The organism is Streptomyces sp. NPDC005004 (genome assembly GCF_053600675.1).
In genome coordinates, this window is record NZ_JBSGAH010000005.1 from 120,020 (window position 1) to 134,038 (window position 14,019).

15 protein-coding genes are annotated in these 14,019 nt (G+C 72.6%); 7 read left to right on the forward strand and 8 right to left on the reverse strand.

The annotated features are described in order from the left end of the window. Positions 1-180 precede the first annotated feature (180 nt). Entirely contained in the window at positions 181-1,464 is a 1,284-nt protein-coding gene (locus ACWEEU_RS08405) for a DUF6986 family protein (RefSeq protein ID WP_451730029.1), read from the forward strand. A 13-nt stretch (positions 1,465-1,477) separates the two neighbouring features. On the opposite strand, the gene ACWEEU_RS08410 is transcribed toward ACWEEU_RS08405, so the two are convergent. Beyond that, entirely contained in the window at positions 1,478-2,530 is a 1,053-nt protein-coding gene (locus tag ACWEEU_RS08410) for a LacI family DNA-binding transcriptional regulator (protein ID WP_385749679.1), read from the reverse strand. Between the two features lie 216 nt (positions 2,531-2,746). Between ACWEEU_RS08410 and ACWEEU_RS08415 the strand changes: the two genes are divergently transcribed. Then, positions 2,747-3,703: an ROK family protein gene (locus ACWEEU_RS08415; protein ID WP_451730033.1), complete on the forward strand. Its 957-nt coding sequence runs from the start codon at positions 2,747-2,749 to the stop codon at positions 3,701-3,703. A 25-nt stretch (positions 3,704-3,728) separates the two neighbouring features. Here ACWEEU_RS08415 and ACWEEU_RS08420 read toward each other — a convergent pair whose 3' ends face one another. From ACWEEU_RS08420 to ACWEEU_RS08445, 6 genes are all read right to left on the reverse strand, one after another. Further along, positions 3,729-4,295: a L,D-transpeptidase gene (locus ACWEEU_RS08420; protein ID WP_451730036.1), complete on the reverse strand. Its 567-nt coding sequence runs from the start codon at positions 4,293-4,295 to the stop codon at positions 3,729-3,731. 79 nt (positions 4,296-4,374) lie between these two features. Continuing rightward, positions 4,375-4,725 (reverse strand): hypothetical protein, encoded by a 351-nt coding sequence (locus ACWEEU_RS08425; protein WP_385749685.1) that lies wholly within the window; start codon positions 4,723-4,725, stop codon positions 4,375-4,377. A 240-nt stretch (positions 4,726-4,965) separates the two neighbouring features. Next, positions 4,966-6,012: a peptidoglycan-binding domain-containing protein gene (locus ACWEEU_RS08430; protein ID WP_451730042.1), complete on the reverse strand. Its 1,047-nt coding sequence runs from the start codon at positions 6,010-6,012 to the stop codon at positions 4,966-4,968. Between the two features lie 353 nt (positions 6,013-6,365). Then, positions 6,366-8,396, reverse strand: a complete 2,031-nt coding sequence (locus tag ACWEEU_RS08435; protein WP_451730045.1) for an NPCBM/NEW2 domain-containing protein — start codon at positions 8,394-8,396, stop codon at positions 6,366-6,368. Between the two features lie 225 nt (positions 8,397-8,621). Beyond that, a complete protein-coding gene (locus ACWEEU_RS08440) occupies positions 8,622-9,098 on the reverse strand; it encodes an ATP-binding protein (RefSeq protein ID WP_451730048.1) in 477 nt (158 codons plus the stop codon). Beyond that, positions 9,095-9,490, reverse strand: coding sequence for an STAS domain-containing protein (locus tag ACWEEU_RS08445; protein WP_385749694.1), 396 nt, complete (start codon positions 9,488-9,490; stop codon positions 9,095-9,097). Before ACWEEU_RS08445 ends, ACWEEU_RS08440 begins: the two co-directional genes overlap by 4 nt. A gap of 369 nt (positions 9,491-9,859) precedes the next feature. Between ACWEEU_RS08445 and ACWEEU_RS08450 the strand changes: the two genes are divergently transcribed. From ACWEEU_RS08450 to ACWEEU_RS08460, 3 genes are read left to right on the forward strand one after another with little or no spacing between them, the layout of a single operon-like run. Continuing rightward, positions 9,860-11,488 carry a PP2C family protein-serine/threonine phosphatase gene (locus ACWEEU_RS08450; RefSeq protein WP_451730473.1) on the forward strand — a complete coding sequence of 543 codons (1,629 nt, stop codon included), beginning with the start codon at positions 9,860-9,862 and terminating at the stop codon, positions 11,486-11,488. Continuing rightward, positions 11,485-12,570 (forward strand): cobalamin B12-binding domain-containing protein, encoded by a 1,086-nt coding sequence (locus tag ACWEEU_RS08455; RefSeq protein ID WP_451730051.1) that lies wholly within the window; start codon positions 11,485-11,487, stop codon positions 12,568-12,570. Before ACWEEU_RS08450 ends, ACWEEU_RS08455 begins: the two co-directional genes overlap by 4 nt. Further along, a complete protein-coding gene (locus tag ACWEEU_RS08460; protein WP_451730054.1) occupies positions 12,567-12,920 on the forward strand; it encodes an STAS domain-containing protein in 354 nt (117 codons plus the stop codon). The genes ACWEEU_RS08455 and ACWEEU_RS08460 overlap by 4 nt, the downstream gene beginning before the upstream one ends. A gap of 64 nt (positions 12,921-12,984) precedes the next feature. On the opposite strand, the gene ACWEEU_RS08465 is transcribed toward ACWEEU_RS08460, so the two are convergent. After that, positions 12,985-13,155, reverse strand: coding sequence for a hydrophobic protein (locus tag ACWEEU_RS08465; RefSeq protein WP_385749701.1), 171 nt, complete (start codon positions 13,153-13,155; stop codon positions 12,985-12,987). A 228-nt stretch (positions 13,156-13,383) separates the two neighbouring features. Between ACWEEU_RS08465 and ACWEEU_RS08470 the strand changes: the two genes are divergently transcribed. Both ACWEEU_RS08470 and ACWEEU_RS08475 read left to right on the forward strand, forming a co-directional pair. Further along, positions 13,384-13,557, forward strand: coding sequence for a CsbD family protein (locus ACWEEU_RS08470; protein ID WP_385749702.1), 174 nt, complete (start codon positions 13,384-13,386; stop codon positions 13,555-13,557). Between the two features lie 158 nt (positions 13,558-13,715). Next, the gene (locus tag ACWEEU_RS08475) at positions 13,716-13,907 is read left to right on the forward strand and encodes a hypothetical protein (protein ID WP_385750260.1); all 192 of its coding nucleotides are present in this window, start codon (positions 13,716-13,718) and stop codon (positions 13,905-13,907) included. The last annotated feature ends 112 nt before the right edge of the window (positions 13,908-14,019 follow it).

Here is a 14,019-nt window from a genome sequence, read left to right on the forward strand (position 1 = left end):
GAGCGCGCCCGTGCGCACAGCAACCCCCGCGACCGGTCCCCGGCCGCGGGGGTTCCGCGTCTCCCGCCCGTTCGCAGGATGTCGACCGGGACCGGAGGGTGTTGACCAGCGAGAATCACCCCGGATAGCTTCGGCGCGCGGACCCGTCCGGCTCCGCGCCGCGCGAGAGGGAGGGTGTGGATGGACGGGCAGGAGAAGATCAGGACCAGCCTCGCGGACTCGGTCGCGGAACGCGTCGGCGCCCTTCTCGCCCCCGTCGACGCCGACCTGGCCCGCCGCTACCCGGGCGACCCCGGCACCCGCCAGCCCGTCCACACCGTCTACGTCCCCGCCGACGCCTACGCCGCCGACACCCCGCGCGCCTGGGGCGACAGAGCCCTCGCCGCCCTCGACCGGCACGCCCCCGACGCCGGGTCCTTCGCGGCCGTCCTCGGGCTGTCCGCCGAACTCGCCGACCCGGTGTACGCCCGCGTCCGCGCCAAGCTGGAGCGCGAACCGGTGGAAGACCTCCGGGTCGACTTCGAGGACGGCTACGGTATCCGCCCCTCCGCGGAGGAGGACCAGGCCGCCGCCCGCGCCGCCCGGCTCGTGGCCGAGGCGTACGAGAAGGGCACGGCGCCGCCGTACACCGGCATCCGCGTCAAGTGCCTGGAGGCCGGGGTGCGCGAGCGGGGCATCCGCACCCTGGACGTCTTCCTCACCGGGCTGCTCGCGGTGGGCGGGCTGCCCGAGGGGCTGGTGCTGACGTTGCCGAAGGTGACATACGCCGAGCAAGTGACCGCGTTCGCACGGCTGCTGGACGCCTTCGAGGAGACCCACGGACTGGAGCGCGGCCGCCTCGGCTTCGAGATCCAGATCGAGACCGGCCAGGCCGTCCTCGCCGCCGACGGGACCGCGACCGTCGCCCGCATGATCCAGGCGGGGGAGGACCGTGTCACCGGACTCCACTACGGCACCTTCGACTACAGCGCCGCCCTCGGCGTCTCCGCCGCCCACCAGGCACCCGACCACCCCGCCGCCGACCACGCCAAGGCGGTCATGCAGGTCGCCGCCGCGGGCACCGGCGTCCGCCTGTCCGACGGCTCCACCAACGTGCTGCCGGTCGGCCCCGCCGAGCAGGTCCACGCGGCCTGGCGGCTGCATCACCGCCTCGTCCGCCGCTCCCTGGCCCGCGCCTACTACCAGGGCTGGGACATGCACCCCGGCCATCTGCCGACCCGTTACGCGGCCGTCTTCGCCTTCTACCGCGAGGGGTTCGAGCGCGCCGCCGACCGGCTCGCCCGCTACGTCGCCCGCGCGGGGGGAGACGTCATGGACGAGCCTGCCACCGCCCGGGCCCTCGCCGGCCACCTGCTGCGCGGTCTGGACTGCGGTGCCCTCGACAGTGCCGAGGTCACCGCGGCGACCGGGCTGAGCCGGGCCGGCCTGGAGTCCTACGCGGCTCCCGGTGGCCGCCCAGCCTGAGCCCACCGAAGTCTCAGTCCGCCGGGGGCAGTTCGCCCGAGCCCCGCTCGATCAGCCGGGTCGGCAGCTCGATCCGCTCGGGCGCCACGAGCGCGCCGTCCAGCCGCCGGAACAGCAGCTCGGCGGCCGTACGGCCCAGCGCGGCCGCGTCCTGCGCGACGACCGTCACCCCCGGCTGGAGCAGGTCGGCCAGCTCGAAGTCGTCGAACCCGACCAGGGCGACCGGGCGCGTGTGCTCGGCCAGCACCCGGATCACGGTGACCGTCACCCGGTTGTTGCCCGTGAACACGGCGGTCACCGGCGAGGGCCCGGTCAGCATCTCCTCGGCCGCCCGGCGCACCCGTTCCGGGTTGGTCGCGCCGAGCGACATCCAGTCGTCCTCGACGGCTATTCCCGCGTCCTCCATGGCGGCCCGGTAGCCGCGCAGCCGCTCCGCCGCCGTGTGGATGTTCGGCATGTCGCCGATGAAGCCGATCCGGCGGTGCCCGTGCGCGATGAGATGGGCCACGCCGTCGCGGGCGCCCCCGAAGTTGTCGGAGAGCACCACGTCCGCCTCGATGCGCCCGGCCGGGCGGTCCACGAACACCGTCGCGACGCCCGCCCTGATCTCCGGCTCCAGATAGCGGTGGTCGTCCCCGGCCGGGATCACCACCAACCCGTCCACCCGGCGTGCGCACAGAGCGAGCGCCAGCTCCCGTTCCCGCTCGGGGTCCTCGGCGCTGGAGCCGTTGATCAGCAGGGCGCCGTGGGCGCGGGCCACCTCCTCGACCGCGCGGCTCAGCGGGCCGTAGAACGGGTCCGCGAGGTCCTCCAGGACCAGGCCGATGCTGGCCGTGCGGCCCTTGCGGAGCACGCGCGCGCTGTCGTTGCGCCGGAAGCCCAGGGCGTCGATGGCCTCCTGGACGCGCCGTTCGGTGTCCGGGGTGACCCCGGGCTCGCCGTTGACCACGCGGGAGACCGTCTTGAGCCCCACCCCGGCCCGCGCGGCCACGTCCTTCATGGTGGGCCGGTTGCCGTAACGGCCGGTGGCGCCGGCGGCGTCCGCCCGGCGGGTGGTCTCGGGCACGATGCGCAGTCCTGTCCTGTCGTCCGTGGTCTTCACTGGCCGGTGCCCCGGTCGGGGCCGGTACGAGCGTGTGGCGTCGAGCATAGAGCCTGGACAACGTTGTCAGGTGCGCGAGAGACTGTCCACCGCCGTCCCCGGTCCAGGTCCGTCGTGACCGGTCGGGGGCGTGTTCCAGCTTCGCTCCATCTCACGGCTCGACGGGGAGACCTGACACTGATGCACACCGACCTCGTGGCTGCGCTGGACATCGGCGGCACCAAGATCGCGGGCGCGCTGGTGGACGGCGACGGCCGGATCCTCATGCGGACGCAGCGTGCCACGCCTGCCCGCGAGGACGGTGACACGGTCATGCGCGCGGTCGAGGAGGTGCTGGCCGAGCTGTCCGCCTCGCCGCTGTGGTCCCGCGCCGAGGCCGTCGGCATCGGCAGCGCCGGACCAGTGGACGCCTCCGCGGGCACCGTCAGCCCCGTCAACGTGCCGGGCTGGCGCGGCTATCCGCTCGTGGAGCGGGTGCGCGCGGCGACCGGGGGCGGTCTGCCGGTGGAGCTGATCGGGGACGGCGTGGCCATCACGGCCGCCGAGCACTGGCAGGGCGCGGCGCGCGGCCACGACAACGCGCTGTGCATGGTGGTCTCCACGGGCGTCGGCGGCGGTCTGGTCCTGGGCGGCCGACTGCACCCCGGTCCCACCGGCAACGCCGGTCACATCGGCCACATCAGCGTCGACCTGGACGGCGAGCTGTGTCCCTGCGGCTCGCGCGGCTGCGTCGAGGGGCTCTCCAGCGGCCCCAACATCGCCCGCCGCGCCCTGGAACAGGGCTGGCGGCCCGGCCCCGACGGCGACACCTCCGCCGTCGCCGTGGCCGCCGCCGCCCGCGCGGGCGACCCGGTCGCCGTCGCCGCCTTCGAACGCGCCGCCCAGGCCCTCGCCGCCGGCATCGCCGCCACCGCGACCCTCGTCGAGATCGACATCGCGGTGATCGGCGGCGGCGTCGGCAAGGCCGGCGACGTCCTCTTCGTCCCCCTCCGCAAGGCCCTCGCGCGGTACGCGACGCTGTCGTTCGTCCAGCGCCTTACCGTCGCTCCCGCGCAGATGGGCACGGACGCGGGACTGGTGGGTGCCGCCGCGGCGGCACTGAGCCGCAGACCGGACGCGACCGCGGCGGGGGTCTGAAGGGTCCTCGGGTCCCGTCGCCGCGTCAGTCCACCACGCGCAGGTGGGTCGGCCGGCCGATGCGGTCCAGGAGGCGGAACATCTTCTTGATGTCGTCCGGCGCCAGCTTCACGCAGCCGTTGGACAGGTAGTCACGGTTGCCGTCCCAGCGCTGGGACTCGGGGCGGCCCCGGCCGCCGGCGCGGTTCATCTCCGAGTGGATGAACATCTCCGTGCGCTTCCGCTTGCCCGAGGAGCACGGGATGTCCTCCAGCTGGAGTGCGTAGCCCTTGATGACGCGGCCGTTGTACCGGGTGTACCTGCCCCGGATCTTCCAGGTGCCGTTCGGGATCCAGCCCCTCCTGACGGCGCAGTCGTCCTTGGTCTTCGCGCCGTGGCCCGAACCGGCCCGGTAGGCGGCCCAGAGCTTGGTGCCACGGTAGACGTCGAGCCGTGAGTCGCCGGGGTCGTCCGGGTTCTTGTCGAAGACCAGGAAGGTCGCCGGGGGTGCCCCGGCGGGGTTCCGTGCCGCCGCGGCCGGCGTCAGGCTCAGCGTGGCCAGTACGGCCCCGGCGATCACGGCACCGCGCAGGTGACGTCCGTTGCTGTTCATGTGTGTCCCTTGTCCATTCCGTACGACGCGTGCGTGGAAGACGCGGGGGCGGGCGCCGCCGCCCGCCCCCGGTGCGCGGTCAGGCGAGGGCCAGGCGGCCCTCCGCCTTGTTCGTCCTGGTGAACTTGTAGGAGAACTGCTTGCGGGCGCCGGAGCCGCACGCGGTCGGGCGCTTGAACGTGCCGTTGCCGGCGTTGATGCGGACTACGGCGCACTTGCCGTCCGCGCGGGTGTCCTGGACCCAGCCGGACATGACCACGTCGCGGCCGGAACAGCGAATGCTCCAGTGAGCCTCCGCCCCGCCGATCAACGGGGACGATGAGGACGGGCAGGCGCTCGCGCTCGCATGGCCGGCGGCGCCGACGGCGAGCCCGCCGGCGAGGACGACTGCCGAGGCGACGGACGTGAGGATCTTGCGGACAGCGGACATGGGTGCCCCCTTCGGGCGACGTGCTGACGGGAAGCGGACCGGACGAGGGCGTGGGCGCCGCTGGGGCGGGCCGTCCTGGAGCGCCGGTCGCGGAATCAGCATGGCCGGGACGGCCGGGCGGAAGAAGACCATCCCGGCGGCTTGTCCAGGCACATCGATGCAGCCTGCATGACAGGGCTCTGAACTGGTGTTATGCCCCGATGTGCGGCACCTGCCCGACGGTGTGCCCGAAGGCGGGTCTCACCGTGAGGAGGAAGGCAGCGGAACCATGGTCCGCTGGTACTCCGGCGCATGGGCCGGAGGGAGTTGTTTCGCCAGGAGGGTCAGCCAGGTGTCCTTCTCCACCCGGCCGGTCGCGCGCAGGCCGTGCTCGTGCTGGAACTGCTTCACCTGCTCCGCGGTCTCCGTGTCGAACCTCCCCGACACCGGTGTGTGACCCCGGTTCACATTGGCCAGAAGCTCCTGCACGGCCCGTACCTCGTACGATCCGCTGCCGGGCCTGACGTCCATCACCAGCCGCGGCCAGGTGAGTCCGCCCACCTTCCCGTCGGCGGGGATCTCCTCCCGCCGCTGGAACCCGAGGGCTGCCTTCCGGGTGTCCTCCCCGAAGAAGCCGTCGGTCGGCACCGGGTAGCCATGTGCCCTCAGCAGGTACTGCAGTGCGCGGCCGCGGGCGAAGCAGTCCTCGCCCACGCGCAGCAAGGGCCACTGGTACGGCCCCTTGCTCGCCGGGGCGGCACCGGCCGGCCCGTTGGCCATGGTGACGTGGTCCTGGGGGGAGAGCCGGCGGTGGACCAGAACCCCGGCGGTGAACGCGAGCACCATGGCCGCCGCGACGAGCACCGGCGTGAGCCAACGGGAGGGAGTCCGTCCGCCGACGGCCGTTCCGTCCTTCCCGGGGGTGGTGGCGGGCGCCCCGCCAGGTGCGGCATCGGCTGTCGGGATCTCGTCGGCGTCCGTCGGCGTGGCCGTCCGCCGACGGCCGTTCTCCCGCTGCGCGGCCCGGCACAGCGCCCGTGCCTGCTCCAGCTCCGCCGCCGGGGCCCGCAACTGGGCGTGCAGCGAGTCGACAACCCGCAGAGGAGCGGCCGACAGGTGTTTCGGGTTCAGGTAGCGCGACAGCGTCGTCTGGTCGACCCCCAGCCGCGCGGCCAGCGCCTGCTGGGTGGGCCGGGCGCCGCCGGAGGAGCTGCCGCTCTCCTCCCACCAACGGCGCAGCAGCAGCGCCAGCCGCACCCCCGCACTCGACTTCCCGTCCGGGCCACCCCGTTCATGCGTCCGGTCCATGTCTCTCCCCGTCGTCCCGCTCGTCGTCGTCCTTACGACAGCCGGGTCCGAGCCGCGTCCGCATGACGGCATAACGGGAGGTCGGCCCTGTGCATGACGGCAGGCATCGACGCGCTGGCCTCGGCGCCGCAGATCGTAACGACGTGATCGCGGCACCGGGCGCCACCGCTCATGGACGGGGAAGGACACCGGACCGGTCGCGGATGATCAGGCGCCGCGTGGCAGAGCCGCCGCCCCCGGCCGGAGTACGGCAGGGGGCGGCGGCCCGCGTTCACCCGGACGAGTGGACAGGGTGCTGCGGTACCGAGGCGGTCGGCTCACTCACAGGGAGGACCGCCGTGAACTCCCGCTTCTCAGCAGCTCACCCGCGCCTCCGCCCAGTCCGCGTGGTCCGAGTCGATGCCGTCGCCGCCGTCCGTGACGACGAGACGTATCACCCGGGCGCCGGTGACGTCGGCGGTCAGGGGATGGGCGGGGTCCGCGTTGGTGAGGACGCCGGTCGAGGCCGCCTTGGTGTCGTCCTTCCAGATCTCGAAGGCGACGGTGCCCTTGGTGTCCTTCTCGTCGTCCACGCCCACCTCGGCGGTGAACCGCGTGCACCGGCCGCCGATGTAGTAGACGATCTCGCTGGGCGCGTGGGTGCCGAGTCCCTTGGTGTAGGGCACCGAGCCGATGGTGAGGGGGTTGCCGTCGCCCGCCGCGCTCTCCCCGTTGCTGGTGTCGCGCTCCACGGGACCCCAGCCGCCGGTGGCCGACATCCAGGGCAGGTCGCTGAGGTAGGAGGTGCCGGAGGGCGGGCGTACCACCACGTCGGCGGTCAGCGGGAGGACGTCGGTGACCCGGGTCCCGGTGGCCGAGCGGTAACTCGCGCGCAGGGAAAGGGCGTAGGAGCCGGCGGGGGTGCCCTCCGGGGCCGTGACGCGCCAACGGGTGCGCAGGGACCTGCCCGGGGCGAGCGTCGCGGTTCGGGTGGGGGAGAGGGCGCGTACGCCCCAGCCGTCGGGGCCGGTCAGGGACACGGACGCCCGGTGGGCTGTCGTACGGCCCAGGTCGGTGAGGGTGGTGGTCAGGGTGGCCGGAGTGCCCGCCTCGATCAACGGATGTTCGGCCAGGCCGAGTTCGGTGGCCGGGGGATGCGTCGCCCAGTGGCCGTCCGCCGACACCCGCAGCAGGACGGTGCCGTGGGCCGGGACGGTCGCGGCGATGGTGCCCGCCGTGTTGAGGCTGCGGTGCCGCCAGAGGTCCCGCTGGGTGTAGCCGGCCGCCTTGGGCAGCCCCACGGCCGAGGCGCTGGTGGCGATGTGCTGGGCGCTCGCGGACTCGTTGAAGAGGGCCACCGCCCGGCTGCCGTCCGCCATTTCCTTGGTGACGACCCAGCGGCCGCCCTCGGACGAGACGACCGTCCCCTGGCGGCCCAGCGGGTCCTGGTCGACCGCGACGACCTCCTTGTTGCCGAGGATGCCGAGGGTCTCGGCGGACGCCTTGCGCAGATCGGTGCCGATGAGCAGCGGAGCCGCCATGATCGACCAGAGGGAGAAGTGCGAGCGGTACTCGGTGTCCGTCATGCCGCCGTTGCCGACCTCCAGCATGTCGGGGTCGTTCCAGTGGCCCGGACCGGCGTAGGGCGCGAGGGGCAGGTTCTGCTTGAGGATCGACAGCATCGAGCCCCAGTTGTCGCTGATGTCCCCGGTGGTACGCCAGAGTTGGCCCACGTCGGCGGCCCACTCCCAGGGCTTGTTCTCGCCCCACTCGCAGATGCTGAAGACGATGGGGCGCCCGGTGGCCTTCAGGGCGTCACGCATCGTGCGGTAACGCTGCCGTGCGTCGACGCCCTGGTTGTTGCAGTTGTCGTACTTGAGGTAGTCGACGCCCCACTCCGCGAACTGCCGTGCGTCGCTCGCCTCGTGGCCGAGCGCGCCGGGGAAGCCCGCGGTGTCGCACGTCTTGGTGCCCGCGCTGGTGTAGATGCCGAGCTTGAGTCCCCTGGCGTGCACATAGTCGGCAACGGCCTTGATCCCATGGGGGAACCGAGCCGGGTCTGGCACCAACTGCCCGTTCGCGTCCCGGTTCGGCAGCGCCCAGCAGTCGTCCAGATTGACGTACTGGTAACCGGCGTCCTTCAGGCCCTTGTCGACGAAGAGGTCCGCGATGCCCTCGACCATGGTCTCGTTGAACTCGGCCCGGCAATGCGTGGAGTTCCAGTTGTTGAAGCCCATGGGCGGGGTGAGGGCGAGACCGCCGTCCGGGGCGACGGCCGGACTCCGCACGGGAGTCGCCGCGGCGGGCACGGTCAGGGCGGCGGCGCTCACCAGCAGCGCGGCGGCGAGCGCGCCGACCGCGGTGACACCGGATCTGCGGGATCTGTACATGTGGGGGTGACGCATCGTCCACGGTCCTCCGACTCGCGTGCGCGGGTGACGGCATGTTCGTGTCAGCGGTGCGCGATTACGGTAGGACGTGTGGGACTGTGTTGGAAGACTCGCGACGAACGGGTATCGGCCGTTCGGTTGTGTGGGTTTCGATGCGGTCTCCCGGCGTGCCGGGTTCGCGTGGCGCGCCCCGTACCGCTCACCACGCGGAGGAGACGGGGCCAAGCACGCGGTTCGGAGCTACACGGGAGACTCTCCCTGCCCGGCGGAGGCGGACCGGTCCACCTTCCAGTGGGCGACGACCGCCTTGCCCCTCGGGGTGCGCAGCGTGGTGACCAAGTCGCTGAGGCTGTCCACCAGTCCCAGGCCGAGGCCGCCGCGCCCGTCGAGGGTGTCGCCCTGCCGGGGGCGCGGGAGACGGGGACTGGAGTCCTCGACCTGGAGGGTGAGCATTCCGTCGGCGTGACGCAGTGTGACGGTCCAGGTGCCGTCGGGGGTGTGCCGGGCGGCGTTGGTGACCAGTTCGCTGAGCACGACCTGGACGGCCGGAATGTCGGCGCCCGGACAGTGATCCCGGAGGTAGGCGACGGCCAGCCGGCGGGCGTCGCCGGGCGAGGAGGTGCTGGAGTCCGCGGAGAACACGGCGCTCGGCCGGACCGGCCCGCCGCTGTCCTCGCGGGGATCGGGTACGTGAGGGGACGGGTCGAGGGTGCTCATGGGCGGTCCGGTGAGGGCGGCAGGGACAGGGCGGTGCGCGCCGCGTCGAGGTCGGGATACAGCGGCAGCACGGTTCCCGCTCCTGTCACTTCGAGGAGACGCCGTACGTTCCGGTCGGCGCCGAGCAGGGCCACCTGGCGCTGCCGGGTGGTGCGCAGCAGATGGTTGAGCAGCGACGAGTCGCAGAAGCCGAGTTCCCGCAGGTCGAACAGTACGGGGCCGCGGCTTCGGCACAGGGCGGCACTGGTGGCGGCCTCGACGTCCTCCATGAGGTGGAGTTCGACGTCCCCGCGCAGGCCGATGATCCACAGGCCATCCTCCGGGCGGGAGTAGGACACCGCGGGCGAAGCCGTGGCCTCGGAGTCGTCGAGCTGGTGACCGCTGTCCATCATGGGAGTCATAGTGCCCTGTTGAGGTCCTTGTTCGCTCCACCGGGGGCGCGGTGAGGGCGGGGCGGAGGCCGGGAACCCGCCGGGGAGGCGTCCACGGCGCGGTCGGCGGCACCGGCCGGTTCGGCGGTCGTCTTCACCGCGGTGTTCGCGGTCCGATCGCCGCAGGCGGTCCCGCCGTTCCCGGTCGGGCCCTTTTGTGGCGGTTGCGTGTGTATTTGCTGCGCTGGTTGCAAAGAACCGCCCCGGTGGGGGACGGTTGCCGCAGGACAACTGTTTCCGACTGACAGGAAGGTGGTGAGGTGCGCACCGTGCGTGCCTGTATTTGTGACTGCGTCCCACAGCTTTTCCGCCCGTCCGTCCGAGGCGGGCCTGGACATCAGGCCCGCGTGGACTGATGCCCCCTATCCCGTGCTGGTCACCGACCGACACGGCCGGCTGGGGCGCCTGAACGACGCGGCCCGGCAGGTACTGCCGGACGCGGCGAGCGGCGCCCGGTTCTCCGAGCAGGTTCCGGCCTGGCTCGCGGACGCCCATCGGTGCGTCCTCGCCGCACCCTCTCCTGGTACGGACACGAAGGTCCCGTACGGAGCCATCGGCGACCGGTTCTTCGAGGCGCATCCCACGGTCATCGAGGGCGACGTCGTGTGGTGGCTGGTCGACGACACCGATCGCCGCCTGGCCGAGACGGCGCTCAGCGACACCCGACGGCGCGCCGAGGTGCTGTCGGAGACGTCCAGCACGCTGCTGTCCACGCTCAACGTGCCGCGGTGCATGGAGGTGGCCGCCGCCATGGCCGCGGAACATCTTGCCGAAGCCGCCGTCCTGATCGCGCCGCCGCGAGGCCGGCGCTTCTCCCTCACCTACGCCTGCGCGGGCGGCCCCGTCGTGCAGACCACCCGGCAGGTCGACATCGCCGGCGTGCCCGGACTGCGGGAGGCTTTGCAGGGCTTCCCGCCGGTGCCCGCCCGCTGGATCAACCCCGCCGAGATCCCCGACTGGGCCGTCCCGGAGGGTTTCGCCGGACCGGTCGGCTCCGTGATCGTCACGCCGCTGCCCGGACACGGCGTCCCGGCCGGCGCCCTCATCCTGCTGCGCTCCAGCACCGAGCAGGCCTTCACCGAGGGCGAGGAGGTCTTCGCCCGTCTGTTCGCCGCACGCGCCGGGGCGGCCCTGTCCGCCGCCCGCCTCTACACCGAGCAGGCCACGATCACCGCCACCCTCATGCAGGACCTCCTGCCGCCCGCGCTGCGCACGGTGCACGGCGTGGAGTACGCCGGGGGCTACCGCAGCTCCGCCGACCACGAGCGCGTAGGCGGCGACTTCTACGACGTCCACCCCGGCGCCGGACCCGACGAGGAGACGCTGGTCGTCCTCGGTGACGTGGCGGGCAAGGGCCTGAACGCGGCGGTCCTGACCGGCAAGATCCGCAACACTCTGCACGCCCTGCTGCCCCTCGCCGACGACCACGAGCACATCCTCAACCTGCTCAACAGCGCGCTGCTCACCTCCCACCACGCCCGCTTCGCCACTCTCACGCTGGCGTCCGTCCGTCGCCGCGACGGCCGGGTGCGGCTGCGGCTGACCAGCGCCGGGCACATGCCACCCCTCATCGTGCGCACCGACGGCACCGTGGAGGAGGCGGAGACCCGCGGCACCCTGGTCGGCGCGCTGCCCACCGTGACGGCGCGCACGGTCGAGACGTACCTCGCACCGGGCGAGACCTGCCTGCTGTACACCGACGGGATCACCGAGGCCCGCGGCGGCCCGCTGGGTGACGACCTCTTCGGCGAGAACCGGCTGAAGCGGGCGCTCGCCGAGTGCGCCGGTCTTCCGGCGGAGGCGGTGGTCGAGCGGGTACAGATGCTGGTCTCCCAGTGGCTCGGCACCGGCCGTCACGACGACATGGCCGTCATGGCCGTCACCGCCCCCCGCACCGGCGCGCCGAGCGTCGTCGACGGGCAGGCGGACGGCGGACCGGCCGAGGGGACCATCCGGTGAGCGAGGCCACCGAAATCGATGCCACGGTGGGGAAGCTGTGGCAGGCGGTCGCCGACGGCGACGAGCGCCGGGCCGCCGCGACCGTCCACGACGCCCTGGCCGGGGGAGTGGACGAGGAGACCCTGCTGCTCGAGGTCATCGCGCCCGTGCAGGAGAGAGTCGGACGCGAATGGGCGGCCGACCGGATCAGCGTGGCCCAGGAACACGCCGCCACCGCCATCAACGAGCGGGTCATCGCCGCCCTCGCCCACCGCCCCGGCGCCGGCCGACGGACCGCCGATCGCGGCCGGGTGACGGTGAGCTGCGTGGACGGCGAATGGCACGCGCTGCCCGCTCGCCTGGTCGCCGAGGTCCTCGCCCTGCGCGGCTGGCGGGTGGACTATCTCGGCGCCCAGACCCCCACTCCGCACCTGATCGCCCATCTGCACCTGACCCACGCGGACGCGGTCCTGCTGTCCGCCTCGATCCCCACCCATCTGCCCACGGCCCACGCGGCCGTCACCGCCTGCCAGTCCATCGGGGTGCCCGTCCTGGCCGGTGGTCGCGCCTTCGGCCCCGACGGCCGCTACGCCACCGCTCTGAAGGCCGACGGGTGGGCGGCCGACGCGCGTGCCGCGGCCGCCACCCTGGAGGGCGGCATACCGCGACCGGACGCCTCGGCGATGCGGCACGCCGTGGACGATCTGCCGCATCTGGCCGACCAGGAGTACACCCTGGTCGCCCAGTCCCGGCCGCGGCTCGTCCGGCAGGCCCTGGCCGACCTGGAACACCGATTTCCCGCCATGCGCGCCTACAGCAGCGCCCAGCACGAACGCACCGCCGAGGACATCGCCCATATCGTCGACTTCCTGGCCACCGCCCTCTATGTCGACGACCCCGCGCTGTTCACGACGTTCGTCACCTGGACCGCCGGCATCCTCACCGTCCGGGGGGTGCCCGCCCATTCGCTGTCGGCCGCCCTCGACGCCCTCGCCGAGCGGCTCCGTGACTTCCCGCGCACCGTCAAACTGCTCGAGCACGGCGCGAACGCCCTGAACGACCACCTCACCCGTCCCGTCCCCGGCCCCGGCATACACGCATGACTCACCTGACGCCCAGTGAATTCACCCTGACCTTCCGCCGCGAGCCCGGCACGCTCATCGTGATGATCGGCGGTGAGCTCGATCACGACACGAGCGACGACCTCCTCGACGAGGTCAGCCAGGAGCTGAGGGCCGCCCCTCCCACCCCACGGGACGTACGACTCGACTTCCGCGAGCTGGCGCACATCGACTCCTCCGGCCTGACGGCCCTGCTGATGATCCACCGCCGCACCAACGCCCTCGGCGCCACCCTGCACCTGGACAACCGGCCGCCCCACCTCGACCGAATGCTGCAACTCACCAACGTTCTCGACCACCTCACCGCACCACCGACGGGCACCGAGACGTGAAGTGGCCCGGCCGATGCCGGCCGGGCCACTTCACGTCAGGGGTGGGGAATCGCGCCGAGGCGCTCTACCAGCGGTACCAGCGGCCCTTGCGGCCGCCACTGCCGGCCGGACGGACGATGAAGCCGAGCAGCCACAGGACGAGAACGATGACCGCGACCCACCACAGGGCCTTCAGCGCGAAACCCGCACCGAAAAGAATAAGAGCCAGAAGCAGAACCAGAATCAGGGGAACCATGTTTATCAACCTCCTGACCGCCTAATGTCCCCGTCGCCGCCACACATGCGCACGAAAACAAAGTTAGATCACCGGACTTCCGGGCATCTGTCGTTGATTTGCGCCGCCGTCAGATCCGGGAGGCGGCCGGGCCAGGGCAAACCGAGTTCCGGTCAAGGGGTTTGCGTCGTGGAGTAGCGGCCATTCGCCTCCCATCAGGAAACAACGGCACGGCGAAAGGTGAGCGGCATGAGCGCCAGCGAGAAGGCCAAGGCGGCGACCGAGCAGGCCGGCGGCAAGGCCAAGGAAGCCGCGGGCCGCACGGTGGGCAACGAGAAGCTGACCGCCGAGGGCCGCGCCGAACAGGTTGTCGGCGACGCCCGCCAGGCCAAGGAGAAGCTGAAGGACGCCGCGCAGGACTGACGCGGCGCATTCCGCGCCGAAAGGCGTGCGGCGACTCGGCCACCGACAGGGTGGGGGAGTCGCCGCACGCCTTTCGGCGCGTGTCCGGCCGGTGGCACGCATTCCCGCACAGGGGCCGGGCCGCGTGACCTCCGGGCGCCGTGGCAGTTGGTCAGGGCATGAAGAAGCGCAGCATGCTCGCCATCGCCAGCCTCGCCACCGGATTCGTCGTGGCCGCCGTCACCCCGTCCCACGCGGCCGAGGACGGCGCGCTGAAGGACCTCAGGGTCACCGACACCCTGGGCACGGTCGACCACCTCGTCAGCCAGGAGAGCCTGGACCTGGACGAGGGCACGCTCGGTACGGCCTGACACCGCCGAGTGAGGCGCCGGCGCCCCGTTCGCGGGAGTGCCGGCGCCGCGCTGTGCGCCCTCAACTGGGGGTGGTTTCCGTGGCAGGGTGGAACGGGCAAGCCCCAGGGGG